The organism is Streptomyces sp. NPDC093085, assembly GCF_040683935.1.
Taxonomy (GTDB): Bacteria; Actinomycetota; Actinomycetes; order Streptomycetales; family Streptomycetaceae; genus Streptomyces.
The window spans coordinates 637,960-664,142 of the sequence record NZ_JBFBFB010000001.1; the positions used below are offsets into that span (position 1 = coordinate 637,960).

Sequence of the window (26,183 nt, forward strand, 5' to 3'; positions counted from 1 at the left end):
TTCCTTGATCGGCTCCCGGTCAGCTCCTGATCGGCTCTCGGCAGGAGGCAGAACCTCGTGCGCCGAACGTTCCCAGGACCCGCCGCCGTCGCCCTGACCCTGCTGCTCGCCCTGCCGCTCTCCGGCTGCGCGTCGCTCCAGTCCGCCGCCACCGAGGTCGGCGGGGTCCGGATGACCGACGAGCGGCCGGTACGCCAGGGCGGCACCCTCACCGTCGCCCTCCAGTCGGACCCCGACCGGCTCGACCCCAGCCTGTCGCAGACCCTCGTCGGCCGCACCGTCTTCGCGGGCATGTGCGAGAAGCTGTACGACATCGACGCGCACGGCCGGATCGTGCCGCAGCTCGCCACCGCGCCGCCCACCGTCTCCGCCGACGGCCGCACCGTCACCGTACGGGTCCGCCGCGACGCCCGGTTCAGCGACGGCACCCGGCTCGACGCCCGTGCCGTCGTCGGCTCCCTGCTCCGCCACCGCGACCTGCCGGGCTCCGCCCGCGCCACCGAACTCGCCCCCGTGGAACGGATCGACGCCACCGCCGACGACACCGTACGGCTGACCCTCAGCCGGCCGTACGTCCCCCTCACCGCCGTCCTCGCCGACCGGTCCGGCATGGTCATGTCCCCGGCCGCGCTGCGGACATACGGCAAGGACTTCACCAACCACCCTTCCTGCGTCGGCCCTTTCCGCTTCGAGGAACGCGTCGGCGGCGACCGGATCGTGCTCCGCAAGGACCCCCGCTACTACGCCGCCGACCGGGTCAGCCTCGACCGCGTGATCTACAAGCCCATCCCCGACGGCGCGGTACGCCTCGCCAATCTGCGCTCCGGCGATGTCCAGATCGGCGACCAGATGCCCCCGGTGGACGTACGCGGCGCCCTCACCGAACCGAAGCTCCAGATCTTCAACTCGCCCTCCCTCGGCTACCAGGGCATCGGCCTCAACGTCGGCAATGTGCACGGGACCGGCGAGAAGCCGGGCCGGATCGACACCCCGGTCGCCCGCGACGTCCGGGTCCGCGCCGCCTTCGAACTCGCCCTGGACCGCGAGCTGATCAACAAGGTCGTCTTCCAGGGGATGTACGAGCCGGCCTGCGGCCCCGTCTCGCCCGGCTCCGCCATCGCCCCCGGACCCCCGCCCGAGGAGTGCCCGAAACGGGACGCCGCGGCGGCCCGGCGGCTGCTCGCCGAGGCCGGCGTCCCGACCCCGGTACGCCTGGAGCTGAAGGTCTCCACCACCCCGGAGTCCAGCCGCCTGGGCCAGGTGATCCAGGCCATGGCGAAGGAGGCGGGCTTCGAGATCACCCTGCGCCCCACCGAGTTCGCCACCCTGCTGGAGGAGACCGACGCCGGTGATTACGACGCCTTTCTCATCGGCTGGTCCGGGCGGCTCGACCCGGACGGCAACATCGCCGCCATCCTCGGCACCCAGGGCTCGATGAACGCGTACGGACTCTCCGACCCGGCGATCGACGCGCTGATCGCCCAGGGGCGGTCGGAGCGCGATCTCGATGAACGAGCCAGGATATACGGCGAGTTGACGCGGCGCGTCAACGACCGGCACGCCCTCGTCTATGTCTACCGGCAGAAGAACTACGCCGTCGCGACCAAGGACGTCGCCGGGGTACGGATCTACGGCGACGGACTGGTCCGCGTCACGACCGCCGGATACGTCCGGTGACCCGCCATCTGCTCACCCGGCTGCGCCACGCCCTGATCACCCTCTTCCTGGTCAGCGTCGTCGTCTTCGCGGGCGTCCGGGCCCTCCCCGGCGACCCCGCGCTCGCCCTCGCGGGCGAGGAGCGCACCCCGGAGGTGCTGGCCGCCGTCCGGGAGAGTTACGGGCTCGACGACAACCTGGCCGTGCAGTACTGGCGTTACATCACCCACGCGCTCTCCGGCGACCTCGGCACCTCCTCCCGTACCGGACTCCCGGTGGCCGACGCCATCGCCGGGGCACTGCCCGTCACCCTCGAACTGGCCGCGCTCTCCCTGCTCTTCGCCGTCGTCGTCGGAATCGGCGCGGGCGTCGTCGCCGCCGTCCGGCGCGGCAGGCCCGAGGAGTGGCTGGCCAACGCCGTCGCCCTGCTGGGGCTTTCGGTGCCCACCTTCTGGCTCGGCATCGTGCTGGTCCTCCTCTTCGCGGTCGCCGTCCCGGTCTTCTCCGCCTCCGGCTATGTCCCCTTCACCACCGACCCGCTCGACAACCTCCGCCGTATGGTGCTGCCCTCGGTCGTCCTGGGCTCCGGGCTCGCGGCCGTGGTCATGCGCCAGACCCGGGCCGCCCTGCTCGACGCGCTCTCCGCCGACTACGTCCGCACCGCGCGCGCCAAGGGGCTGACCCGGCGTCAGGTCATCGGCGGCCACGCCCTGCGCAACTCCCTGGTGACGGTGGTCACGGTGCTCGGGCTCCAGCTCGGCCATCTCATCTCCGGCGCCGTCGTCACCGAACAGATCTTCGTCCTGCCGGGGTTCGGCAAGCTCACCATCGACGCCGTCTTCACCCGCGACTACGCGACGCTCCAGGCCGTGGTGTTGTGCACCTCCACCGCGTACATCCTCATCAACCTGCTGGTCGACACGGTCTATTCGGTGATCGACCCCCGTATCAGGCTCGGAGGCGCCCGGTGACCACCTCCCTCCGCACGGCACTCGACGGCCCCCGGGCACGGGCGCTCCGCGCCAACCGGCTCGCCCTCACCGGCGCCGTCGTCGCGGCCGTCTTCGTGCTGGCCGGGGTGCTGGCCCCGCTGATCGCCCCGTACGACCCGGCGCGCCCCGACTTCACCGACGCGCTGGCCCCGCCGGGCGCCGGGCACTGGCTCGGCACCGACGACCTCGGACGCGACCAGCTCTCCCGCATGATGTACGGGGCCCGCGCCTCGCTCCAGGTCGGCCTGGTCGCCGTGGCGTTCGCCTTCCTGGTCGGCGTACCGCTCGGCCTGCTCGCCGGATATTACGGCCGTATCGCCGACAGCGCCGTCTCCCGGCTCACCGACACGATGCTGGCCTTCCCCTTCCTGGTGCTCGCGGTCGGCCTCGCCGCCGTCCTCGGCCCCTCGCTGACCAACGCGACCGTCGCCGTCGGCATCGCCCAGATCCCCGCCGTCATCCGGATCAGCCGCGCCGAGACCCTGCGGCTGAAACACACCGACTACGTGGCCGCCGCGGTGGCGAGCGGCGGCGGCGCCGGCACCGTCCTCGGCCGCCATGTCCTGCCCAACGCCTCCTCCGCCCTCATCGTCCAGGCGACCGTGGGCATCCCCACCGCCATCATCGGCGAGGCGCTGCTCAGCTTCCTGGGCCTGGGCGTCCAGCCGCCCGAACCCTCCCTCGGGGTGATGCTCTCCGGCGCCCAGTCCTTCCTCGCCCCGGCGCCCTGGCTGGCGGTCTTCCCCGGCCTGGCGATCGTGGCCGCGACCCTCGCCTTCAACCTGCTCGGCGACGGACTCCGCGATGTCCTCGACCCCAGGGGAGCCACCCGATGAGCGAATCCCGCACGGCCCCGGCCGGGGCCGCCACGGCGCAGCCGGTGCTGAGCCTCCGCGACCTGTCCGTCTCGTTCCGCACCGGCGGGCGCACAGTGCACGCCGTCGACGCCCTCTCGTTCGACCTCGCCCCCGGTGAAGTCCTCGCGGTGGTGGGGGAGTCGGGGTGCGGCAAGTCCGTCACCTCCATGGCCGCGATGGGGCTGCTGCCGCCGACCGCGACGGTGACCGGCTCGATCCGGCTCGGCGGCCGGGAACTCGCCGGCGCGCCCGACAAGGAGCTGCGGAAGGTACGCGGCAAGGACATCGCCATGATCTTCCAGGAGCCGATGACCTCCCTCAACCCGGTCCTCACCGTCGGCCGGCAGATCGGCGAAGTCCTCCGCAGACACCAGGGGTTGAGCCGCCGTCAGGCCCGGACGCGGGCCGTCGAACTCCTCGCCCTGGTCGGTATCCCGGCCCCCGACCGCCGCGTCGAGGAGTACCCGCACCAGCTCAGCGGCGGCATGCGGCAGCGCGTGATGATCGCCGTGGCCGTCGCCTGCGACCCCGGGGTGCTGATCGCGGACGAACCCACCACCGCGCTGGACGTCACCGTCCAGGCGGGCATCCTGGAGGTCCTGCACTCGCTGCGGGAACGGCTCGGCACGGCGATCGTCCTCATCACCCACGACCTCGGCGTCGTCGCGGACACCGCGGACCGGGTGCTGGTGATGTACGCGGGCCGCGCCGTCGAACAGGCCCCGGTCCACGCCCTGTTCGCGGCCCCCCACCACCCGTACACCGCGGGCCTGCTGGGCGCGGTGCCCCGCCCGGGGGAGGGCGGTCCCGGGGCGGGGCCACGGCGGCTGACGGAGATCCCGGGGCTCGTCCCCAGCCTCGACGGCCGGCCGGACGCCTGCACCTTCGCCCCGCGCTGCGCCCGTGCCGACGCCCGGTGCACGGGGGAGCGGCCCGCGCTGGCGGGGGTGGGCGGCGGCCCGGGGGGCGATGGTACGGCGGCCGGTGGTAAGGGGGCCGGTGATACGGGGGGTGTGGTGCCGGGGCCGCACCGTGTCGCGTGCTGGCACCCGGTCGGGGGTACGCCCGGCACCGTACCGCCGGACGGGGAGGCGCCGGTCACCGGCGCGCCCGGCACCGTACCGCCGGTTCCGGAACCGTCCGTCGCCGAGGAGGAGCAGCAGTGACGACCATCCATGTCCCGGACGTCCCCGAACCGTCGCCCGTCCTCGAACTCGACTCCCTCACCCGGCACTTCACCACCGGCGGCGGTACGGTCCGCGCCGTCGACGGGGTCACCCTGACCGTCGCCCGGGGCGAAGTGCTGGGCCTGGTGGGGGAGTCGGGGAGCGGGAAGTCCACGGTCGGGCGGTGCGCCGTACGGCTGGACGAACCGACCTCCGGCACCGTACGGGTCAACGGCACCGACATCACCCGCCTTTCGCGCCGCGCGCTCCGCCCCCTGCGCCGTGCGTTCCATCTGGTCTTCCAGGACCCGTCGTCCTCCCTGGACCCCCGGATGACCGTCGGCCGGATCGTCGCCGAGCCCCTGCGGCTGCACGGGATCGCCCGGGGCGAGCGGGCCCGCACCCGGGCCGCCGCGCTCCTCGCCCAGGTGGGGCTGCGGCCCGAGCACATCGACCGGCGTCCCCATGAACTCTCCGGCGGCCAGCGCCAGCGCGTCTCACTCGCCCGGGCGCTCGCCGTCGACCCGGATCTGCTGATCGCCGACGAGCCCACCTCGGCGCTGGACGTCTCCGTCCAGGCGTCCGTCCTCAACCTCCTCGCCGACCTCCAGCGGGACCGGGGCTTCGGGTGTCTCTTCATCACGCACGACCTCGCCGCCGTGGAGTTCCTGGCCGACCGGATCGCCGTGATGTACCTCGGGGAGATCGTCGAACTCGCCCCGGCCGCCGCCCTGTTCGCGGCCCCCGCCCATCCGTACACCCAGGCGCTGCTCTCCGCCGCCCCGGTGCCCGACCCGGTGGTCCAGCGCTCCCGGGAGCGCATCGTCCTCAGCGGCGAACTGCCGAGCCCGCTCGCCCCGCCGCCGGGCTGCCGGTTCCACCCCCGCTGCCCGGTCGCGGTGGACCGCTGCCGCACCGAACGCCCGGAGCCGCGCACGGTGCCGTACCCGACGGCGCGGTACGGGGCGGAGGGAGCCGGGCCGGGGGGAGCCGGGCCGGAGGCAGGGCCAGGTGAGAGGCCGGAGGGACCGGGGAGGGCGGGGGCTCCGGTGACCCGGCAGGTCTCCTGCCATCTGGTCGCGGACGACGGCACCGCACCGGACGCCGCGGCCGGCGCACGGGCAGGGGCGGGGCCCGGGACCGGGGGGCGGACCCCGCGCACCGGGGCCCCGCGCACCGGGGTCGCCTCACCGCGCGGCGGCGGCTGAGCCCTTCGCCAGCAGCGCGCTGACCGCCGCGACCGCGCCCGCCACCATCGCGGGGTCGGCGCCCCGCCGGGCGTGCGCGCTCATCCGGATCGCCGGGACCGGCGGCAGGTCATGGCGCTCGGTCAGCCCCTCGGGCCCCGGGCCCACCGAGGCCAGCAGCGCGGCGCCGAGCCCGGCGCGGGCGGCGTCCAGCACCCCGGCGAGATACCCCGCGTCGCAGACGACGGTGGTCGGAATGGCGCGCTCCGCGAGCACGCCGAGCGCCCGGCGGCGGAGCGCGCACGGGTCCTCCACGGCCACCAGCGGCAGCGGGGCCGGCGCCTCCGGCGGGGCCCAGCCGGGCGCCGCGTACCAGCTCAGCGGGAGTCCGCCGACCGGGGTGCCCTCGGTGCCGCCGGCCTCTGTGACATACACAGCGAGGTCCACCGTGCCCCGCTCCACGGCCTCCACCAGCCGCGCCGAGCGGTCGATCCGGAACCGCACCCGGCACTCGGGCCGCGCCTCGCGTACGGCGGCGGTCAGCAGCGGCAGGATCTGGTCGGCGGCGTGCTCGGTGGAGCCGATGACGACCGAGTCCCCGGCATCCCCGAGCAGGGCACGGACCGCCTCGTCGTGTACGGCGAGGATACGGCGGGCCTGCTCCAGCAGACGCGTCCCCTCGGCGGTGAACCGGGCGCCCCGGCCCGCGCGTTCGACCACCGGGCGGCCCAGCGTCTTCTCCAGCCGCCGGACATGCTGGCTCACCGCCGACTGGCTCAGGGCGAGCGCCTCGGCGGCACGGTGGAATCCGCCGCGGTCCGCGACCGCGACCAGGCTGCGCAGCGCCGTGATGTCCAGAACGGGTGCCATGTCCGCACGCTAACACCGATCGATCAGAGAACGTGATCGATGATGAGTGCGAATTGTTGTTGGACGGGCGCGGTGCGCGTCCGCCATGCTGGGTCCATGTTGCGAACCGTGCACGGGGCGGCCGTCGAGCCGGACCCCACCGAAGCCGGGCGGCCCACCGCCCAGGGCACGTCGCTGACGCAACGCCGCGTGGTCGATTTCGGCCTCGTCAACAGCGCTCGCTGTCGCTGAACACCTAGGACACTCCTGATCGCGCGGGACCGGCGGCGGTCACCGGCGGACCGCTGCCCGCCGACCGCTGCCCCCTGACCGCTGTCCCCTGACGGTTGTCTCCTGACGGTTGTCCGCTGGTGGTTGTCCGCTGGTGGTTGTCGACTGATCGCCGGTCGTCGTCGGCCACTGGCGTCCCGCCCGACGGTCGGGCGGCGGCCGGCCGGGGCCGGTCCGGCAGGGGAGCAGTCCGGGCGGGAGCAGTCCGGTCGGGAGCAGTCCGGCCGAGGCCGGTCAGGTCGCGGGTCCGCCGGCGGACCGGCCGCCCCGGCGGACCGTCCTCCGGCCGGATCCCGGGCCCGGTTCCTGAGCGCCCGCCGATCCTTCCCGGCCCTTCCGGCCCCTTTCCCCCTCGCCCCTTCCCCCTCGCCCCTTCCCCTCGTCTCTTCCTCGCCGATCCCGTTCCGCCGCTCCGAACGCGGGGCCGGGACCGGCGATCCGGGGCGCGGACCGGGGGTGCGGGCCCGGAGCCCCGGAACGCGCCCCGCCCGGGGCGCCGTATCGCGCCGTACCGCAGCCCTGTCCCGTACCCCTGCTCAGTCCACCACCCCGACCGTCTCCCCGCCCCGACCGTCTCCCCGCCCCGCGCGTCCGCCGTCGTACGCCCGCCGGGCACCCGCACACCCCCTCGCACCCGTCCGAGACCGCCCTGCCGGTCCCACCGCCCCCATCACCCCCGTCGGAGGCGCCCCTATGCCCGTCCATGCCACCACCCCGCCCCCGCTCACCGGCCCCCGCGTGCTGACCACGGTCACCGAACTCGCGGCGCTGCTCGGCTCGGCCGCCCCGCCGGTCGTGCTCGACGTGCGGTGGGCCCTCGGCGACCCGCACGGCCGTACGCACTACCGAGCCGCCCATATCCCCGGCGCCGTCTACGCCGACCTGGAGACCGAACTCGCCGCCCCCGCCACCCCGCACGGCGGCCGGCATCCACTGCCCGGCCTCGCCGTCCTCCAGGCGGCGGCCCGCCGCTGGGGGCTCACCGCGGGGCGCCCGGTCGTCGTCCACGACGACAACGGCAACACCGCCGCCGCCCGCGCCTGGTGGCTGCTGCGCTGGGCCGGGGTGGCCGATGTCACCCTGCTCGACGGCGCCCTCGGAGCCTGGCGCGCCGCCGGGCTCCCGCTGGAGGACGGGGAAGTGGTGCCGGCCCCCGGCGACATCACCCTCGGCGCCGGCCACCTGCCCACCGTCGACGCCGGCGAGGCCGCCGAACTGGCCCGTACCGGCACCCTGCTCGACGCCCGCGCCGCCGAGCGCTACCGGGGCGAGAGCGAGCCGGTCGACCCGCGCGCCGGCCATATCCCGGGCGCCCGCTCGGCCCCCACCGGCGAGAACCTGGCCGCCGACGGCACCTTCCTGCCCCCGGCCGCCCTCCGCGCCCGCTTCGCCGCCCTCGGCATCGGCACGACGGACGGGGGCGGAGACGGGGACGGGGGTACGGACGAGTCCGGTGGCCTGGCGCGTACGGGCGGGGGCGGACCCGTCGCGGTCTACTGCGGCTCCGGTGTCACGGCCGCCCACCAGATCGCCGCACTCGCCCTCGCCGGCACCGAGGCCGCGCTCTTCCCCGGCTCCTGGTCCGCCTGGTCCGCCGACCCCGCCCGCCCCGCCGCCACCGGCCGGCAGCCGGGCTGACCGATGACCGAGAGGAACCCCATGTCCGTACAGGAGTTGCCCGCCTCCTCCTCGTCCCCGTACCCGCCCTCCCCCGCCGACCCGGCAGCGGAACGTACGGCCCCCGACGGCACGGCACCGGACGGTACGGAGCCGGAGGCGCGGGCCCGTACGGCGGCGGCAGGCCCTGCACGGTCGTCCCGCCTCACCGTCCGCCCCGCCCAACAGGCCCGGCGCACGGTACGCGCCCCCCGGTGGGCCCGGCGCGCCAGCGGCCCCGTCGGGGTGCTGCTGCTCTGGTACGTGGCGAGCGCGACCGGTGTCCTGCCGGTCAACGTCCTCGCCTCCCCGGTCGACGTCGTACGCCAGGCCTGGGAACTCACCGCCAACGGTGAACTCCCCAGCGCCATCGCCGCGTCCGGCAGACGCGCCGCCACCGGCTTCGTGATCGGCGCCGTGATCGCGCTCTCCCTCGCCCTCGCCGCCGGACTCTTCCGGCTCGGCGAGGACGTCATCGACTCCTCGATGGGGATGTTCCGGGCCATCCCGTGGGTGGGGCTGATCCCGTTGTTCATCGTCTGGTTCGGCATCGAGGAGACCCCGAAGATCGCCCTGGTGGCGCTCGGCGTCACGTACCCCCTCTACTTCAACATCTACGGCGGTATCCGCTCCGCCGACTCCCAACTCATCGAGGCCGCACGGATGCTGGGCCTCGGCAGGCTCGGCCTGATCCGGTACGTGATCCTGCCGTCCGCGCTCCCCGGCGCTCTGATCGGACTGCGGTACGCGCTCTCCACGGCATGGCTGGCGCTGGTCTTCGCCGAGCAGGTCAACGCGGGCAACGGCATCGGCTATCTGATGAGCAACGCCCAGCAGTACTTCCGCACCGATGTGATCGTGCTCTGCCTCGCCGTCTACGCGGTCCTGGGCCTGATCTGCGACTTCATCGTCCGGCTGCTCTCCCGGCGGCTGCTGACCTGGCGGGCTTCCTTCGACGGCGACGGGGTGTGAGACACACGATGACCACGGACACGAGCACGAGTACGAGCACGGACACGGGCACGAGCACGGACACGGGCACGGGCACGGACGCCGGTACGGGTGCCGGTGCGGGCACTCGTACCGATATCGGCGACGGTGCCGACCGGGGAGCCGGCGCGGAGATCCGGGGGCTGACCCGGGTCTTCGACGGCAGGACGGTGATCGACGGGCTCGATCTCACCATCCGGCAGGGCGAGTTCGTGGCGCTGCTCGGGGCGAGCGGCTGCGGCAAGTCCACCCTGCTGCGCATCCTGGCCGGGCTGGACGACGAGATCAGCGGCGAGGTCACCGTACCGAGCCGCCGGGCCGCCGCCTTCCAGTCGCCCCGGCTGATGCCCTGGCTGAAGGTGTGGCGGAATGTCGTACTCGGCCTGCCCGGCAAGCCGGACCGGGCGCTCGCCGCCCGCCATCTCGCGGAGGTCGGCATCGAGCGGCGCGCCGGGGTCTGGCCCAAGACCCTGTCGGGCGGCGAGGCCCAGCGCGTCTCGCTCGCCAGGGCGCTCGTCCGCGACCCCGAACTCCTGCTGCTGGACGAGCCGTTCGGGGCGCTGGACGCGCTGACCCGGGCCACGGCGCAGCGGCTGGTGGGGGAGTTGTGGCAGCGCCATGGCTGCGCGATCCTCCTCGTCACCCATGACGTGGAGGAGTCGCTGCTGCTGGCCGACCGGGTCCTGGTGATGGCCGACGGCGGCATCGCCCATGAGGTGACCGTCGGCCTGCCGCGCCCCCGGAGCCTCGGTTCCCCCGAATTCGTCGCGCTGCGCGGCCAGTTGCTGGCCTGGCTGGGCGTAAGGGACGCCTCCGCCACCCCGGATCCGGAATCCGCCCCCACCCCGTCCCCGCCCCCGTCCACATCCCCGCCCGCGTCCCCGTCCACGTCCACGTCCCCGTCCTCGTCCCCGGGCCAGGGCCCGAAGACCTTCGAAGGAACCCCGCCATGACCCCACGCCTTCTCCGCGCCCCGGGCCGTACCGCCCTCGCCGCCGCGCTGGCGCTCTCCGCCCTCGCGCTCCTCGCGACCGGCTGTGGCGCCTCGGACGGCGGCGGCGCCGCCGGGACCGCGGCCAACGCCTCCGACGTCACCCTCACCCTCGGCGACCAGGCCAAGAACCTCCAGACGATCGCGAACGCCTCGGGGGCCTTCAAGGGCGCCCCGTACCAGGTGAAATGGGCGGAGTTCGAGGGCGCCGCGCCGCTCTTCCAGGCGGCGCAGGCGGGCGCTGCGGACACCACGTACGCCGCCGATCTCCCCACCCTCCAGGCGCTCAGCGGGGGAGTGCCGATCAAGGCGGTGGCCGCGCTGCGCAACGACGGTACGGCCGTCGGGCTCGTCGCCGGGAAGAACTCGCCGGTGAAGACGGTGGCGGACCTCAAGGGGCGCACCGTCGTGGTCTCCTCGGCCAAGGGCAGCATCTCCGAGTACCTGCTCGCCAACGCCCTGCGGGAGGCGGGGCTCTCGTACTCCGACGTGAAGGTCAAGTACCTGCTGCCGACCGACGCGCAGGCCGCGTTCGGCGCCGGGAAGATCGACGTCTGGGCGATCTTCGGGGTGTACAAGGCGGTCGCCACCCAGCAGGGCGGCCGGGAGATCGTCAACGGCGCGGACGGGCGGGTCAGCGGGTACGGGTTCATCGGGGCCACCGACAAGGCGCTCGCCGACCGGACCAAGCGGCCCGCCCTCGCGGACGCGGTCCAGCGGCTCGGCACCGCGCTGGAGTGGGCCAGGACCCATCCGGACGCGTACGCCGCGGCGATCCGCGAGAACAACGGCGCTTCCGCGGAGGTCGCGAAGACCATCGTGAGCCAGAGCTACGGCGAAGTCGTCCCGATCACCCCCGAGGTGACCCGGGCGGTGCAGATGGTCGCGGACACCATGCACGGCATCAAGGTCCTGGACCCGAACGTCAAGGTCGCCGACTCCGTCGACACCACTCTGTCCGTCAAATAACGGGCGCCTCCGTACCCCACCAACTCCCCAACTCCCCCTCCCTGACTCCCCCTCCCAACTCCCGCTCTCCGTAACTCCCTTCCCCGCCATCCCGTAACCAGGAGGCCCCGCCATGCCGGTCGAGTTCATCAGCGCCGTCCACCCCAACCCCACCTTCGACGGCACCTCCACCTTCGGCCGGGGCATCGACCCCGACTTCACCCGCCGGTACGCCCGCGCCCTGGACGACGGGGGCTTCGACTACACGCTCGTCGCCTACCACTCCTCGTCCGCCGACGCGCTCCAGCTCGCGCAGTTCGTGGCCAACCACACCGAGCGGCTCAAGCCGATGCTCGCCCACCGCCCCGGTGTCATCTTCCCGACCCACGCGGCCCGCGCCTTCGCCACGCTCGACCGGATCAGCGGGGGACGGCTCTCCGTCCACATCATTTCCGGCGGCAGCGATCAGGAACAGCGCCGCGAAGGTGACTACTTGAGCAAGAGCGAGCGGTACGAGCGGTCGGACGAGTACATCCAGATCCTGCGCAAGGTGTGGTTCGCCGAGGGGCCCGTCTCGCACGAGGGCGCGTACTACCGGTTCGATGACTTCGTCTCCGACGTGGCGCCGTACCACGGCACCATCCCGATCTCGGTCGGCGGCTCCTCGGCCGACGCCTACCGGGTCGGCGGCCAGCAGGGGGACATCTTCGGCCTCTGGGGCGAGCCGTTGAAGGAGACCGCCGAGCAGATCGCCGCCGTCAACGCGGTGGCGGACGCGGCGGGGCGGGCCCGGCCCCGGATCTGGGTGTCGTTCCGGCCGATCATCGCGCCCACCGACGAACTGGCCTGGGAGAAGGCGCACCGGATCCTGGGGCAGGCGAAGGAGGGCGCGGCCGAGCGGGCCCGCAACCAGCACGCCAACCACTACCCGGCGCCCGGCGCCGGCCGCCCCGCCAACGTCGGTTCGCAGCGGCTGCTGGACATCGCGGCCCGGGGCGATCTCCACGACCGCGCGCTGTGGACTCCGCTGGCCACCGCGACCAACGCGGCGGGCAGCTCGACCGCGCTCGTCGGCTCGCCCGAGACGGTCGCCGCCGCGCTGCTCGACTATGTCGACATCGGGTGCGAGCTGCTCTCCATCCGGGGCTGGGACCCGCTCAACGACGCGATCGACTACGCGCGGTACGTCCTTCCGCTGGTACGCCAGGAACTCGCCGCCCGCGACGCCCGCGCCGCCACGGCGGCCTGACCCCGGCCATCTCCCCCTCCCCCTCCCCCTCCCGCGCCCCGCCGCACGCCCGACAAGGACTGCCCGCCATGCCCCGTCCCCGTCCCCGTTTCCGTACCCGTACCCGTACCCGTCCCTATCCCCGTTCCCGTCCCGGCCTCCGTGCCCGCTTCCGTAGCCGCCGCCTCTCGTGGGACTCGGCCCCGGTGCCCGCCCCGGCGCCCGCGCGGGGGTGGTCCTTCCCGGGGAAGGACCGGAGGGTGTCCGCCGTGCTCGGGTGGCTGCTCGCCTCCGCGCTGCTGCTCACCGCGTGCGGGGGCGGTGCGGGCGCGGAGGACAAGAGCGCGGGGGAGTCCGGAGGCGCGGGCGGGCTCTCCTCCGTCACCCTCGCCGTGGGCGACACCGGCTGGGCGCGCCATCGGGCCGTACTGGAGCTCGCGGGGCTCGACGACACCCCGTACACGGTGAAGTGGAGCGTGTTCCAAGGCGGTGACCTGCAACTCCAGGCCATGCGGGCGGGCGCGCTCGATGTCGCCCAGTCGAGCGAGATCCCGCCCGTCTTCGCCGCGGCCGACGGCAAGGCCAACTTCAAGGTCGTCGCCGTGCAGAAGGGCAACACCCTGCTCCAGGAGGTCGTCGCGCCCAAGGGCTCGGCGGTCACGACCATCGGCCAGCTCAAGGGCAAGAAGGTCGGCTACGTCAAGAACACCACCGCCCAGTACTTCCTGTACGAGCTGCTGAAGCGGGCCGGGCTGCGCTGGAGCGACATCACGGCGGTGCCGCTCCTCCCCGACGCCGGGATCGCCGCGCTGTCCGGCGGCTCCGTGGACGCCCTCGCCTCGTACGGCAATGCGATCATCACCGCGCACACCCAGGGCGCCACCACCATCGGCTCCGGCGCGGACATCCTCTCCGGAAACTTCAACTGGGAGGCGTCGGACCGTACGCTCGCCGACCCGGCGGCCCGCGCCGCCACCGCCGACCTGCTCGCCCGGATCGACCGGGCCTGGGCCTATCTGCGCGACGGCCACCAGCGGGAGTACGCCAAGGTGTTCGCGGCCCACACCCACCAGCCCGTGCGTCTCGCGCTGAGCCAGTTCGAGGACGGCGAGCGCCAGCGGCCGACCAGGATCGAGACGACCGGCGAGGCCGCGCTCGCCTCCGGGCAGCGGGTCGCCGACGCCTTCCACCAGCTCGGCGCGCTCCCCGCCCGGCTCGATGTCGGCACCTTCTGGTCCGACGCGCTCGACGCGGACCTCACCCGGGCCCTCGGGTCGTCCGGGGCGTCCGCCCCCTCCTCCGCCCCCGCCGCCACCGCCCCCGCCACGGAGACCCCCACGTCATGACCCTGCCCCCGGCTCCTGCCCTGCCCCCGGCTCCTGCCCCGCCCCCGACTCCTGCCCCGCCCCCGACTCCTGCCCCGGCCCCGTCCCCGGCCCCGCGCCAGGCCGTTGAGGCCCTCCCGGCGCTTCCGGCCCTCCCGGCTCTCGCGGCCCTCCCGGCCCCCGACCTCGACGGCCTCCCGCAGGTCACCCGCCGGCTCGCCGCCACCGCGGGGGAGTACGACCGTACCGGCGCGTTCCCCGCGTCCGGGATCCGGGCCGTGTACGAGGCGGGCCTGCTCACCGCAACCGTCGCGGGGCGGCACGGCGGGCCCGGGCTCGGCGTCGCGGACACGGCCCGGATCCTCGCCGCGCTCGGCGAAGGCGACCCGGCCACCGCCCTGATCACCCTCATGACCCTCAACGTCCACACCCTGCAGGCCCGCCGCCCGCACTGGCCCGAGCGGCTGTACGGGGAGGTGCTGGCCAGGGCCGCGGTGGAACCCGTACTCCTCAACAACGCCCGGGTCGAGCCCGAACTCGGCTCCCCGGCCAGGGGCGGGCTCCCGGCGACCACCGCGCGCCGTACCGCGCGGGGCTGGGCGCTCAGCGGCGCCAAGCGTTTCGTCACCGGGGCGGAAGGGCTCACCTGGTATCTGGTGTGGGCGGCCACCGACGAACCCGAGCCGCGCGTCGGTACGTTCGCCGTCCCCGGCGACGCCCCCGGCATCGAGATCACCCGGCGCTGGGACCATCTGGGCCTGCGCGCCAGCGGCAGCCACGACATCGCCTTCCACGATGTGGAGATCCCGGCGGACCACCTGGTCGGCGCCGCGCCGCACGGCCCCGCCGCGGCCCAGGACAACCGGGCGGGCGCCCCGCTCCACCTCCCGCTCGCCGCCCTCTACCTCGGCGTCGGGCGGGCCGCCCAGCGGTACTTCACCCGGTTCGCCCACGAACGGATCCCGGCCAACCTCGGCCACCCCGTCGCCCGTACGGAGCGGTTCCGGCAGGCCGCCGGGGAGATCCAGCTCCTGTTGGACAGCGCGGAACAGCTCGTCCTCGGCGGCGCCCGGCGCGTCGACCGCGCCGACCCCACGTACACCCCCGAACAGGCGCTGGGCGCCCGGATCCTCGCCACCCGGCACGCCACCACCGCCGTACGGAGCGCACTCCGCCTCCTGGGCAACCCGGGCCTCAGCCGGGACAACCCCCTGGAACGCCACTTCCGGGACATCCAGTGCGCCCCGGTCCACGCGCCCCAGGAGGACACCGCGCTGCTGGCCATCGGGGCCGCCGCACTGGAGGAGTGGGCGGAGGACGCCCCCGGCCGGCCGCCCGCCCCGCCGCCCGTCGCCCCGCTGTCCCCTGCCGCCCCGCCGCCCGTCGCGTCGCCGTCCGCCTCGTCCGTCGTCCCGCCGCCCGACAGGACATCCCCGCAGCCCACCGAGGAGCCCACGTGACCCTCACCCACCAGCCGACCCACCAGCCCACCGCGCGGGCCACCGCCGGCGCCACGCTGCTCGGGCTGCTCGCCCGGGACCTGGCGCCCGACCGGCTCACCACCGACCCGGCCGCCACCGCCGCGTACGCCACCGACCGGTCCGGCGCGCGGCCCGACGGGCAGCCCATGGCCGTGGTGCACGCCGTACACGCCGACGACGTACGGACCACCCTCCGGCACGCCCACGCCCTGCGCGTCCCGGTCGTGCCCCGGGGCGCGGGCACCGGGCTCTCCGGCGGGGCAGCGGCGGCCGAGGGGTCGCTCGTGCTCGACCTGGGGCGGATGAACCGGATCACCGAACTCTCCCCGGACGACCAGCTCGCCGTGGTGGAGCCCGGGGTGATCACCGCCGAGCTCGACCGGGCCGCCGCCGAGCACGGGCTGCGGTACGCGCCCGACCCGGCCAGCGCCGCGCTCTCCACCATCGGCGGCAACATCGCCACCAACGCGGGCGGACTCCGCTGCGCCAAGTACGGGGTCACCCGCGACAGCGTCCTCGGCCTCGACGCCGTCCTCGCCGACGGCACCCCGCTCCGTACCGGCCGCCGTACGGTCAAGGGCGTCACCGGATACGACCTGACCGCCCTGCTCACCGGCTCCGAGGGCACCCTCGGCGTGATCACAGCGGCGACCGTGCGGCTCCGGCCGATCCCGGTCGCCACCGCCACGCTCGCCGCGTACTTCGCCACCTTCGCCGAGGCCGCCGCCGGGGCGACCGCGCTCACCGCCGCCCGGATCGAACCCGCCCTGGCCGAACTGCTCGACGGGCCCGTCCTCGCCGCCATCGACGACGCGCACGGAACCGGCCTGCGCGGCAGGGGCGCCGCCCTGCTCCTCGTACAGTGCGACGGGGCGGGCGCGGCGGCCGAGGCGGCGCGCGCCGCCGAGGTGCTGCGCGGGCGCGCGACGTCCGTCGAGGTGACCGCCGACCCGGAGGAGGCGCGCGAGCTGTTCGCCGCGCGCCGGCTCGCGCTGCCTTCCCTGGAACGCCTCGGCCGCCCCCTCATCGAGGACATCGCGGTGCCGCGTTCCCGGCTCGCCGAGGCGGTCCGGGAGATCGAGACGATCGCGGCCCGCCACGCCGTACCCGTCCACACCCTCGCCCATGCCGCCGACGGCAACCTCCACCCGATCCTGGTCATCGACCCGGCGCTGCCCGAGGTCCCCGAAGCGGCCTGGGCCGCCGCCTCCGACATCTTCGCCACCGCGCTCCGCCTGGGCGGCACCCTCACCGGGGAACACGGTGTCGGCACGCTCAAGCGCCGGTGGCTCGCGGCGGAGCTGGGGCCGGAGAGCGTGGCGCTGCACCACCGGCTGAAGGAGGCGTTCGACCCGCACGGAATCCTCAACCCCGGTAAGGCGATATGAAGATGAGACCGATAGTCGACTCCATCGCCCGACTACCTATCCGGGTGAGGAATCCGTTTCGCGCTGGCCTGCGCGCCGCCCGGCATGCCATAAGGAGGTAACGCCCAAAAGGGAAAGAGGATGACGATGTCCGCACTTCGTATCAGGACCCGGGCCGCCGTCGCGCTCGCGGTCCTCGCGCTCACCGGTACCGCCGCTCTGACGGCCACGGCCGCCGTCGCGAGCGCCGCCGCCCCGCCGCCGGTCCCGCCGGCCGCGGCCGAGGGCGCGCAGGAGCACGAGCAGGGGCAGCCGGGCGCCCTGGGGAAGCCCACGGCCACCGCCCCCGAGACGGCTCCCGGGGCAGCCCCCGAGGCGGCTTCAGGGCAGGCGCCCGCGACTCCCGCCGCCCCGGTGGCCCCCGGGGCGCCCGGACAGGCACCCGCGGCTCCCCAGGCCGCTCCGGCCGCCGAGCCCACCGGGCGGGTCGTCTCCCGGCTCCCGCTCGCCGTACGGCAGCGGCCCACCGCGCACTCCACCTATCTGGGGTCCGTCCAGCCGGGCGCGATCATCCCGCTCTCCTGCAAGGTCGTCGGCGAGGACGTCGACGGCAACAGCCTCTGGTACCGCCTCGGCGACGGGCGCCCCGGCTATGTCGCGGCCCGCTACGTCCACAACCTCGCGCCGGTCCCGTACTGCCGCTGACCCGCTGACCCGCTGACCCGCTGACCCGCCGGCCCCCGTCGCCGGCTCTCGGCGCACCGGTCGCCCTCAGGCCGCCGTCCCAGGATCCCCGGATCCCGGACGGCGGCCTGAAGTCTGTCCGGGGCCGGTACGGAGCCCGGGCGAGGCCGTACGGGGCGTGTGCCGGGCTTGTCTGAAGGGCCGGACACGCTCGGTGATTCATCCTAACTCTGCCCCGATTCACGCCTCAATAAAGCCTTTCTGGGGTGCGTACGGATCTCTTGACACCCGATACCTCCGATGTTTTGATGCGCGGAACGCCTCGGGCGCCCCACACGCACCATGTTCACCCCAGCGCACCACGCCGAGGCAGCACGGAACAGTACGAAGGAGCAGCCGTGAGCCGGATTACGAGTGTGTCCACCCGGGATGTCCGGTTTCCCACCTCACGGGAGCGGCACGGCTCGGACGCCATGAACCCGTCCCCCGACTACTCGGCCGCCTATGTCGAGATCACCACCGACGCGGACGACGGCCATGTCGGCGCGGGTTTCGTCTTCACCATCGGCCGGGGCAACGAGGTCCAGGCCGCCGCCGTCGACGCGCTCAGCGCCGGACTGGTCGGCCAGGACGCCGAGGCGCTCTGCGCCGACCTGGGCGGTACGTGGCGCTCCCTCGTCCACGACTCGCAGTTCCGCTGGCTCGGGCCCGAGAAGGGCGTGATGCACATGGCGATCGGCGCCGTCGTCAACGCCCTCTGGGACCTCCGCGCCAAGCGCGCCGGGCTGCCGCTCTGGGAGCTGCTCGCCGGGCTCACCCCCGAGGAGATCGCCGACCTGGTCGACTTCCGCTACCTCTCCGACGCGCTCACCCGCGACGAGGCGCTCGAACTGCTCCGCGCGGCCGAACCGGGGCGCGCCGAGCGCCGCCAGGCTCTGCTGGACCACGGATTCCCGGCGTACACGACGACACCCGGCTGGCTCGGCTACGACGACGAGCGGCTGATCGCCCGCTGCCGCGAGGCGGTCGCGGACGGCTTCACCCAGATCAAGCTGAAGGTCGGCGGGGACCTGGAGGAGGACGTCCGACGGCTGCGCCTCGCCCGGGAGACCGTCGGCGCCGGCATCGCGATCGCGGTCGACGCCAACCAGCGGTGGGACGTGGACGAGGCCGTGGCGTGGATCGAGCGGCTCACCCCCTTCGGCCTCGCCTGGGTCGAGGAGCCCACCAGCCCGGACGATGTCCTCGGGCACGCCGAGATCGCCCGCAGGATCGCCCCGGTCCCGGTCGCGACCGGCGAACACATGCCCAACCGGGTCGTCGCCAAACAACTCATCCAGGCGGGCGCGGTCTCGGTCCTCCAGATCGACGCGACCCGGGTCGCGGGCGTGAACGAGAACATCGCCATCCTCCTCCTCGCCGCGAAACACGGGGTACGGGTCTGCCCGCACGCGGGCGGCGTCGGGCTCTGCGAGGCCGTCCAGCACCTCTCGATGTTCGACCGGATCGCCGTGTCGGGCACGGACCAGGGCCGGTACCTCGAATACGTCGACCACCTGCACGAACACTTCGTCACCCCGGTCGACGTCCACGACGGGCGGTACTGGCCGCCGTCGGCCCCGGGCGCGGGCGCCGAGATGCTCGCCACCTCCCTGACCGCGTACGCCTACCCCGGCGGCCCGGTATGGGCCGAGGCCGAGGCCGATGCGGAGACCGACGCCCAACCGGAGGGCACCCCCGACGGCCGCGCCGAGGAGACCCCCGGCCGCGTCGGCGCCGTACCCACGCCGTAACACCCCCTCGGCAACACCCCCCTCAGCGAACCCACCACCCCCACCACCCAGCACCCATACACAACGAAGTGGATGTCGCGATGAAACAACGGCTCTGTGTGAGCGCCACGGCGGTGGGCGCCGCGCTGGTGCTCGCGATGACGGGATGTTCGTCCAGCACGGGCGCGTCGAGTCAGTCGAAGGACAAGCTCGTCTGGTCGATGTGGATCTCCGGTTCCGCCGACAAGGCGGCCTGGCAGAAGGTCGCCGACTCGGTCGGCGAGAACGGCGGCGCCGAAGTCACCGTCCAGGGCTCGCCGTTCAACGACTACTGGACCAAGCTCCGTACCCAGCTCGGCACGGGCAGCGCGCCCTGCATCGTCACCGTACAGAGCCTCCGGGCGGCCAACTACACCGATGTGCTGCGGCCGATCGACGAGTACGCCAAGAAGGCCGGCACCAAGCTGGACGAGTTCGACACCACCGCGCTCGACGGCATGAAGGTCGACGGGAAGCTCTACGCCCTGCCGTACGACACCGGCCCGATGCTGATGTTCTACAACAAGGACCTCTTCGAGAAGGTCGGCGCGCAGACGCCGAAGCCGGGGTGGACGGTCGCCGAATTCGAGGCCGCCGCCGCCAAGTTCAAGGCAGCCGGCAAGACGATGTTCGGGACGACCGTCGAGGACCTCAACCTGGAGTCGATGATCCTCGGCTACAACGGCGGCCGGATCGTCACCGCCGACGGCCGGCTCGACCCCGGGAACGCGAAGTTCGCGGAAGGGATCGACTGGGTCTCCTCACTGGTGAAGAAGGGCGAGGCGACCCAGGCGAGTTCGGAACCCACGGCCGACAACAACGCGTTCGTCAGCCAGGACGTCGGCATGTACATCGACGGCCCCTGGTCGCTGCTCGACCAGAAGGCGAAGGCGAAGTTCCCGGTCGGTGTGACCACCATGCCGAAGAGCGGCTCCGGGCCCTCCACCTTCTCCGCCGGCTCCGGCTTCGGCATCTCGAAGCAGTGCGCGTACCCCGAGCAGGCGTACCACGCCATCGAGACGATGACCAGCGAGAAGGTCCTGACCTCGCTCGCCCAGCAGGGCCGTGCCTTCCCGGGGCGTACGGCGGCCCAGAAGGCCTGGTTCGACAACGCGGGCATCGACGACGCCGAGTCCGTCTTCGCCGTGGCGCAGAAGGACTCGACCCCGCTGCCGGGCAACAAGCAGAGCGACCAGCTCCAGCAACTGCTGGTCCAGTACGGAATCCAGGCGGTCAACGGCCAGTCGTCGGGCGCGCGGACGATGAAGTCCATCGCGGGCCAGCTCGCCCGGTGACGAGCGTGGTGAGCCCGTCACCGGTCCCTCCCGGTGACGAGGACGGAGAGAGTCGGGTGGTGAGGGAGATGGCGGACGCCCGGGGCACTTCGGGTGCGGGCGGCACGCTCCGGACCGAGGGCGCGGCAGGGGCCGTTGGCGTGGCCGGCGGCCCAGGCGCGGTCGTGGCCGGCAGGGCGCCCGGCACCGGTTCGCCGAAGAAGTCCGGCCGGCGCGGTGGACGCGACGGGCGTGCCGGGCGCGGCGAACCGGAGCCCGCGGGGCGGCGCTCGTGGTGGGGCGCGGCGTTCGCGGCGCCCCACTCCATCGGCCTCGCGGTCTTCACGGTCGTCCCGATCCTCGCCTCCCTCGTGGTGAGCTTCATGAACTGGCCCCTGCTCGGGGACCGTTCCTGGATTGGGCTCGACAACTACAGCCGGTTGTTCGGGGATCCGGTCTTCCGGACGGTCATCCTCAACACGGTCGGCTTCGTGGTGCTGTACGTGCCGCTCAATCTGGTGGTCTCGCTCGGCCTGGCGGCCTGGCTGACCCCGAGGATCCGGCACCGGCAGATCTTCCGGGTGCTGTTCTTCATCCCGACGGTGACCCCGATCGTCGCCAACGTCGTCGTCTGGCGGATGCTCTACCAGCCCGACGGGCTGATCGACGCCACCCTCCAGTCGACGGTCGGGACCCACGCGCCCAACTTCCTGGTGGACGAGAACTGGGCGATGCTCGCCATCGTCGCGATGAGCGTCTGGCAGGGCTTCGGCTACAACATGCTGATCTTCTCGGCGGCGCTCGACGCGGTGCCGGAGAACCTGATCGAGGCCGCGCAACTCGACGGCGCGGGCCCGTGGCAGACGTTCTGGCGCATCAAGTTCCCGGCCATCTCGCCGTCGGTGTTCTTCGCGACGATGATGACGCTCATCACCTCCTTCCAGGTGTTCGCCCAGCCCTTCCTGCTCACGAAGGGCGGCCCCGGCACCTCCACCGAGACCCTCGTCCAGTACATCTACACCACCGGTTTCCAGAACCAGCAGCTCGGACTGGCGTCGGCGGGCGCGTGGGTGCTCTTCGTCATCATCCTCGGCATCACGGCGGTCCAGTTCCTCGGCCAGAAGCGGTGGGTGCACTATGGGTAGCGGTACGCGGACGATCGCGGCCGGCGGGAACGCGGCCGGCGGGAACGCGGCCGGCGGAATCGCGGCGGGCGGAATCGCGGCGGGCGGAGTGGGGGCGGCCGGACGGGCCCGGCGGGCCACCGGGTATGTGATCCTCTGCCTGATCGCCCTGGTCTTCATGGCGCCGCTCATCTACATGGTGGCGACCAGCCTCAAGCCCGACGACCAGACCTTCACCACCCCGCCCACCCTCTGGGGCTCCGCCCTCCAGTGGCAGAACTACGTGGACGTCTTCACCTATCTGCCGTTCGGCCGCTTCATCGTCAACGGCGTCCTGGTCGCCACGCTCGGCACCGCCGTCAACCTCGTCGTCGCCGCGCTCAGCGGCTACGCCTTCTCACGGCTCCGCTGGCGCGGCCGGAACCTCGCGTTCCTGCTCTTCCTGGTGACGCTGATGATCCCGCAGGACGTCCTCGTCATCCCCATGTACGTGATGATGCAGGGCGTCGGCTGGGTCGACACCTTCCAGGCGCTGATCCTGCCGTGGGCATTTACCGCGCTCGGCGCCTTCCTCGTCCGGCAGTTCTTCCTGACCGTCCCGCAGGAACTCGACGACGCCGCCCGTGTCGACGGGGCCGGCACCGTCCGCACCTTCCTCAGTGTGATGCTGCCGCTCGCCCGGCCGACCCTCGCGGTGCTGGCCGTCTTCACCTTCATCAGCTACTGGAACTCCTTTCTCTGGCCGCTCGTCGTCGTCAACGACATCGACGCCCACGCCACCATTCCGCTCGGCCTCCAGGCCTTCTTCGGCCAGCAGGGCAGCCAGTGGAACCTCGTCATGGCCGCCTCGGTGGTCTCCATGCTGCCCACCGTGATCATCCTCGTCCTCCTCCAGAAACACCTGATCCGGGGCATCGTCACCAGCGGCCTGGGCGGCCGCTGACCGCGCCCGCCCCCTCCTGCCCTGCCCCGCCTTCTCCCGTCCCCCTTCTCCTGCTCACCCCGGCACGCCCACATCCGTACGTACGGAAGGAACCCCGCCATGACCGTCCCCGCCTGGTTCACCGAGGACCGCTTCGGCATGTTCATCCACTGGGGCCTCTACGCCCTGCCCGCACGCCATGAGTGGGTGAAGAACCGCGAACGGATCACCGAGGCCAAGTACGACACGTACTTCGACCACTTCGAGCCGGACCTCTTCGACCCCGCCGAGTGGGCGCGGGCCGCCAAGAAGGCCGGTATGCGGTACATGGTCCTCACCACCAAGCACCACGACGGCTTCTGCCTCTGGGACTCCAAGCTCACCGACTACACGTCCATGAACACCCCCATCCGCAAGGACCTCGTCCGGGAGTTCGTGGACGCCGTACGCGCCGAGGGGCTGCGCGTCGGCTTCTACCACTCGCTCATCGACTGGCACCACCCCGACTTCGTCATCGACGGCTACCACCCGCGCCGCGACGACGGCCCCGAGGAGATCGAACGGCTCAACGAGGGCCGGGACATGGCGCGGTACCGGGCCTATCTCCATGGCCAGGTCGAGGAGTTGCTCACCGAGTACGGCCAGATCGACTACCTCTTCTACGACTTCTCCTACAAGCACGACGACCACCACACCGATGTGTGGAACGGCAAGGGCGCCGAGGACTGGGGCTCCGAGGAACTCCTCGCCCTCACCCGCCGCCTCCAGCCGGAGATCGTCGTCAACGACCGGCTCGACATCCCCGGCGACCTCGTCACGCCCGAGCAGTACCAACCCGACCGCCCGATGGAGGTCGACGGCGTCCCCGTGGTGTGGGAGGCGTGCCAGACCCTCAACGGGAGCTGGGGATACGACCGCGACAACATCAACATCAAGAGCACCGACCTGCTCGTCCGGATGCTCGTGGACGGCGTCTCCAACAACGGCAACATGCTGCTCAACGTCGGCCCCACCGGGCGCGGCGAACTCGACGCCGCCGCCGTCGGCGCCCTGGAGGGCATCGGCGAGTGGATGCGCCGCCACGAGCGCTCGGTACGCGGCGCCGGCCCCTCCGCCTTCCGGGCCCCCGCCGACACCCGCTACACCCAGCGCGGCAACCGGCTCTACCTGCACCTCTTCGCCTGGCCCTTCGAACACCTCCACCTGCCCGGGCTCGGTGGCAAGGTCGCCTACGCGCAACTCCTCAACGACGCCTCGGAGATCCCCTTCCGCGAGATCGACCCCAAGGTGAAGGCCCTCACCACCGGGCTCGGCGGCCAGCCCGCCGGCACCCTGACCATCACCCTTCCCATCATCCGCCCCGATGTCGCCGTCCCCGTCGTCGAACTCTTCCTGACGGAAGACGCCTGACCGGATACCCGTCAGGTACGCGGCACCCCGGGCCTGGGCAGGACGGCCGGTCCGGGGTGCCGCGCGGCAGGTGTCGCGAAGGCGGCGGCCACCACCAGGACGAGGACGAGGAGCAGCGCCTGGCGCAGCCCGAAGTGCTCGCCGAGGTAACCGAGGGAGGGCGGGCCCACGAGGAACGCGACATAGCCGACGGTGGCGGCGAGGGAAACGCGCGCGGCGGAGTCGTCACCGGAATCGCCCGCGGCGGAGAGCGCGACGGGGAACCCGAGCGACGCACCCAGGCCCCAGAGGACCGCCGCGCCGGCGGCGACGGCCTGATGGTCGACGAAGATCACCAGGGCCAGTCCCGCCGCCCCGACAAGGGCGCTTCCGCAGAGCGCGGCGGCCCGCCCGAAGCGGTCGACGGCCCGCCCGCCGACGAAGCGGCCGACCGTCATCGCGGCGGCGAACGCGGCGTACACGGCCGAGCCCAGGGCGGGGTCGAAGCCGTGGCCGTCCACCATGACCAGCGGGAGCCAGTCGTTGGCCGTCCCCTCCGCCATGGCGAGGGCGAGGATGACGCAGCCGATGAGCAGCAGCTTCGAGTCCTTCCACACCGGCGTACGGTCCGCGCTCGGCCCGTGGTCCTCGGCGGCCGGCCGTCGCCCCACGCCCGGGGGGACATGGCGGATCACGAGCAACAGCCCGGCCAGGACCACGGCGGCGACGGTGGCGAGATGGACGAGAACCGGGAACCGCACCGCCGTCAGGCCCATGCCGGCGACGGCGCCGATGACCGTACCGAGGCTGAAGAAGCCGTGCATGGCCGGCATCGTGGAGCGGCCGAGCAGCCGTTCCACCTCCGCGCCCTCGACATTGAGGGCCACCTCGCCGCCGCCCATCCCGAGACCGAAGAGACCCAGGCCCAGGGCCACCCCGAGGCCCGAGCCCGTACCGGCTCCGATGCCGATGACCGCGGCGGCGGCCGCCACCGCCGCCGTCCCGGCCACGATGACGGGCCGGGCACCCCAGCGGGCCACCAGCGGGCCCGAGCAGAGGATGCCGGCCATCGACCCGGCGGCGAGCCCGAACAGGATGAGGCCCATCTGCGCCGTGGAGGCGCCGACCAGATCGCGTACGTCCGGGGTGCGCGACACCCAGGAGGAGATGGTCAGGCCGGGCAGGAGGAACAAGGTGAACACGGCGGTACGGCGCAGAGCGAGTTCGGTGGTCATCGACGGTGGCTCCCCAACACATGCGAGCAGAGTGTGTACTAGCGTACGCACTAGCGTGTACGTATGTACACACTTCCCGCTGGGTGTCTCATGGCACATTGGGGGCGTGAGCGGCACACGGCGCGAGATCCCCAACGACCCCGGGCGCAAGGAGCGCATCCTCGATGCCGCCCTCGACGTCATCGCCGAGAGCGGGGTGCACCGAACCTCCCACCGCAGGATCGCGGCGCAGGCGGAGGTTCCGCTCGGCTCGCTGACGTACTACTTCGACGGCATCGACGACCTGCTCGCGCAGGCGTTCGCGCGCCTCGCCGACACCATGTCCGCGCTCTACCGGCAGACCGTGCGCGGCGCCGGATCGGCCGCCGAGGCGGAGGCGGCCGTCGTCGAGCTGATCTGCGGGCCGGCCTACGCCACGGAGCGTGACATGACGCTCATCTTCGAGATGTACGCCTACGCCAACCACAACGAGGCGGTGTCCGTCACGGCCCGCACCTGGCTCGAACGCAGCCGGGACAGCCTCGCCCTCTGCTTCACGCCGGGGGTGGCCCGCGCGCTCGACGCCCTGATCGAGGGGTGGCCCATGCACCGCGCCTTCGACGGCGCGCCGCTGGACCGGCGCCTCGTCGCCGAGACCGTGCACGCGATCGTCAGCGCCGCCCCGAACCTCTCCGGCGACACCCCCTGAGCTGACGGCGCCGCTCCGCCCGCCGGCCCGTCGGGGAAGGGTGATGGCCGGTCGAAGAAGGGCAGCGGCCGG

The 26,183-nt window shown here is 73.3% G+C and carries 22 protein-coding genes and 1 pseudogene; 21 read left to right on the plus strand and 2 right to left on the minus strand.

Translation table 11 applies throughout. The annotated features are described in order from the left end of the window. The first annotated feature begins 57 nt into the window (after positions 1-57). From AB0O07_RS02610 to AB0O07_RS02630, 5 genes and pseudogenes are all read left to right on the plus strand, one after another. Positions 58-1,677 carry an ABC transporter substrate-binding protein gene (locus AB0O07_RS02610; RefSeq protein ID WP_365625668.1) on the plus strand — a complete coding sequence of 540 codons (1,620 nt, stop codon included), beginning with the start codon at positions 58-60 and terminating at the stop codon, positions 1,675-1,677. Then, entirely contained in the window at positions 1,674-2,627 is a 954-nt protein-coding gene (locus AB0O07_RS02615; protein ID WP_365625671.1) for an ABC transporter permease, read from the plus strand. Before AB0O07_RS02610 ends, AB0O07_RS02615 begins: the two co-directional genes overlap by 4 nt. Further along, complete coding sequence (locus tag AB0O07_RS02620) at positions 2,624-3,484, plus strand: ABC transporter permease (RefSeq protein WP_365625674.1); 861 nt, start codon at positions 2,624-2,626, stop codon at positions 3,482-3,484. Before AB0O07_RS02615 ends, AB0O07_RS02620 begins: the two co-directional genes overlap by 4 nt. Beyond that, complete coding sequence (locus tag AB0O07_RS02625; protein ID WP_365625677.1) at positions 3,481-4,671, plus strand: ABC transporter ATP-binding protein; 1,191 nt, start codon at positions 3,481-3,483, stop codon at positions 4,669-4,671. Before AB0O07_RS02620 ends, AB0O07_RS02625 begins: the two co-directional genes overlap by 4 nt. 5 nt (positions 4,672-4,676) lie before the next feature. Beyond that, a pseudogene (locus AB0O07_RS02630) lies at positions 4,677-5,612 on the plus strand (ABC transporter ATP-binding protein); the annotation flags it as partial. Between the two features lie 246 nt (positions 5,613-5,858). Here AB0O07_RS02630 and AB0O07_RS02635 read toward each other — a convergent pair. After that, positions 5,859-6,728, minus strand: a complete 870-nt coding sequence (locus AB0O07_RS02635; protein WP_365625680.1) for a LysR family transcriptional regulator — start codon at positions 6,726-6,728, stop codon at positions 5,859-5,861. 96 nt (positions 6,729-6,824) lie between these two features. On the opposite strand from AB0O07_RS02635, the gene AB0O07_RS02640 reads away from it, so the two are divergent. The 15 genes from AB0O07_RS02640 to AB0O07_RS02710 all read left to right on the plus strand — a co-directional run bounded on the left by AB0O07_RS02640 (position 6,825) and on the right by AB0O07_RS02710 (position 24,209). Beyond that, the gene (locus AB0O07_RS02640; RefSeq protein ID WP_365625683.1) at positions 6,825-6,959 is read left to right on the plus strand and encodes a hypothetical protein; all 135 of its coding nucleotides are present in this window, start codon (positions 6,825-6,827) and stop codon (positions 6,957-6,959) included. Between the two features lie 732 nt (positions 6,960-7,691). Beyond that, positions 7,692-8,636: a sulfurtransferase gene (locus AB0O07_RS02645; RefSeq protein WP_365625686.1), complete on the plus strand. Its 945-nt coding sequence runs from the start codon at positions 7,692-7,694 to the stop codon at positions 8,634-8,636. Between the two features lie 21 nt (positions 8,637-8,657). Further along, complete coding sequence (locus tag AB0O07_RS02650) at positions 8,658-9,626, plus strand: ABC transporter permease (protein WP_365625689.1); 969 nt, start codon at positions 8,658-8,660, stop codon at positions 9,624-9,626. A gap of 8 nt (positions 9,627-9,634) precedes the next feature. Beyond that, complete coding sequence (locus AB0O07_RS02655; RefSeq protein WP_365625692.1) at positions 9,635-10,597, plus strand: ABC transporter ATP-binding protein; 963 nt, start codon at positions 9,635-9,637, stop codon at positions 10,595-10,597. After that, positions 10,594-11,604 carry an ABC transporter substrate-binding protein gene (locus tag AB0O07_RS02660; protein ID WP_365625695.1) on the plus strand — a complete coding sequence of 337 codons (1,011 nt, stop codon included), beginning with the start codon at positions 10,594-10,596 and terminating at the stop codon, positions 11,602-11,604. Before AB0O07_RS02655 ends, AB0O07_RS02660 begins: the two co-directional genes overlap by 4 nt. A gap of 112 nt (positions 11,605-11,716) precedes the next feature. Beyond that, on the plus strand, positions 11,717-12,832 hold the full coding sequence (locus AB0O07_RS02665) for an LLM class flavin-dependent oxidoreductase (RefSeq protein WP_365625698.1): 1,116 nt from the start codon (positions 11,717-11,719) through the stop codon (positions 12,830-12,832). Between the two features lie 239 nt (positions 12,833-13,071). Then, positions 13,072-14,157, plus strand: coding sequence for an ABC transporter substrate-binding protein (locus AB0O07_RS02670; RefSeq protein ID WP_365625700.1), 1,086 nt, complete (start codon positions 13,072-13,074; stop codon positions 14,155-14,157). Then, positions 14,154-15,596, plus strand: coding sequence for an acyl-CoA dehydrogenase family protein (locus tag AB0O07_RS02675; protein ID WP_365625703.1), 1,443 nt, complete (start codon positions 14,154-14,156; stop codon positions 15,594-15,596). The genes AB0O07_RS02670 and AB0O07_RS02675 overlap by 4 nt, the downstream gene beginning before the upstream one ends. Further along, on the plus strand, positions 15,593-17,005 hold the full coding sequence (locus AB0O07_RS02680; protein ID WP_365625706.1) for an FAD-linked oxidase C-terminal domain-containing protein: 1,413 nt from the start codon (positions 15,593-15,595) through the stop codon (positions 17,003-17,005). The genes AB0O07_RS02675 and AB0O07_RS02680 overlap by 4 nt, the downstream gene beginning before the upstream one ends. Before the next feature lie 126 nt (positions 17,006-17,131). Continuing rightward, a complete protein-coding gene (locus AB0O07_RS02685; protein ID WP_365625709.1) occupies positions 17,132-17,689 on the plus strand; it encodes an SH3 domain-containing protein in 558 nt (185 codons plus the stop codon). Positions 17,690-18,066: 377 nt separating this feature from the next. Next, positions 18,067-19,461 (plus strand): enolase C-terminal domain-like protein, encoded by a 1,395-nt coding sequence (locus AB0O07_RS02690; protein WP_365625712.1) that lies wholly within the window; start codon positions 18,067-18,069, stop codon positions 19,459-19,461. Between the two features lie 80 nt (positions 19,462-19,541). Further along, positions 19,542-20,774: a sugar ABC transporter substrate-binding protein gene (locus tag AB0O07_RS02695; RefSeq protein ID WP_365625715.1), complete on the plus strand. Its 1,233-nt coding sequence runs from the start codon at positions 19,542-19,544 to the stop codon at positions 20,772-20,774. Between the two features lie 140 nt (positions 20,775-20,914). Continuing rightward, on the plus strand, positions 20,915-21,898 hold the full coding sequence (locus tag AB0O07_RS02700) for a sugar ABC transporter permease (RefSeq protein ID WP_365625718.1): 984 nt from the start codon (positions 20,915-20,917) through the stop codon (positions 21,896-21,898). Next, the gene (locus AB0O07_RS02705) at positions 21,891-22,820 is read left to right on the plus strand and encodes a carbohydrate ABC transporter permease (RefSeq protein WP_365625721.1); all 930 of its coding nucleotides are present in this window, start codon (positions 21,891-21,893) and stop codon (positions 22,818-22,820) included. The genes AB0O07_RS02700 and AB0O07_RS02705 overlap by 8 nt, the downstream gene beginning before the upstream one ends. A gap of 99 nt (positions 22,821-22,919) precedes the next feature. Beyond that, positions 22,920-24,209, plus strand: a complete 1,290-nt coding sequence (locus AB0O07_RS02710; protein ID WP_365625724.1) for an alpha-L-fucosidase — start codon at positions 22,920-22,922, stop codon at positions 24,207-24,209. An 11-nt stretch (positions 24,210-24,220) separates the two neighbouring features. Here AB0O07_RS02710 and AB0O07_RS02715 read toward each other — a convergent pair whose 3' ends face one another. Then, positions 24,221-25,423 (minus strand): MFS transporter, encoded by a 1,203-nt coding sequence (locus AB0O07_RS02715; protein ID WP_365625727.1) that lies wholly within the window; start codon positions 25,421-25,423, stop codon positions 24,221-24,223. Between the two features lie 106 nt (positions 25,424-25,529). Between AB0O07_RS02715 and AB0O07_RS02720 the strand changes: the two genes are divergently transcribed. Next, positions 25,530-26,111, plus strand: coding sequence for a TetR family transcriptional regulator (locus tag AB0O07_RS02720; RefSeq protein WP_365625730.1), 582 nt, complete (start codon positions 25,530-25,532; stop codon positions 26,109-26,111). The last annotated feature ends 72 nt before the right edge of the window (positions 26,112-26,183 follow it).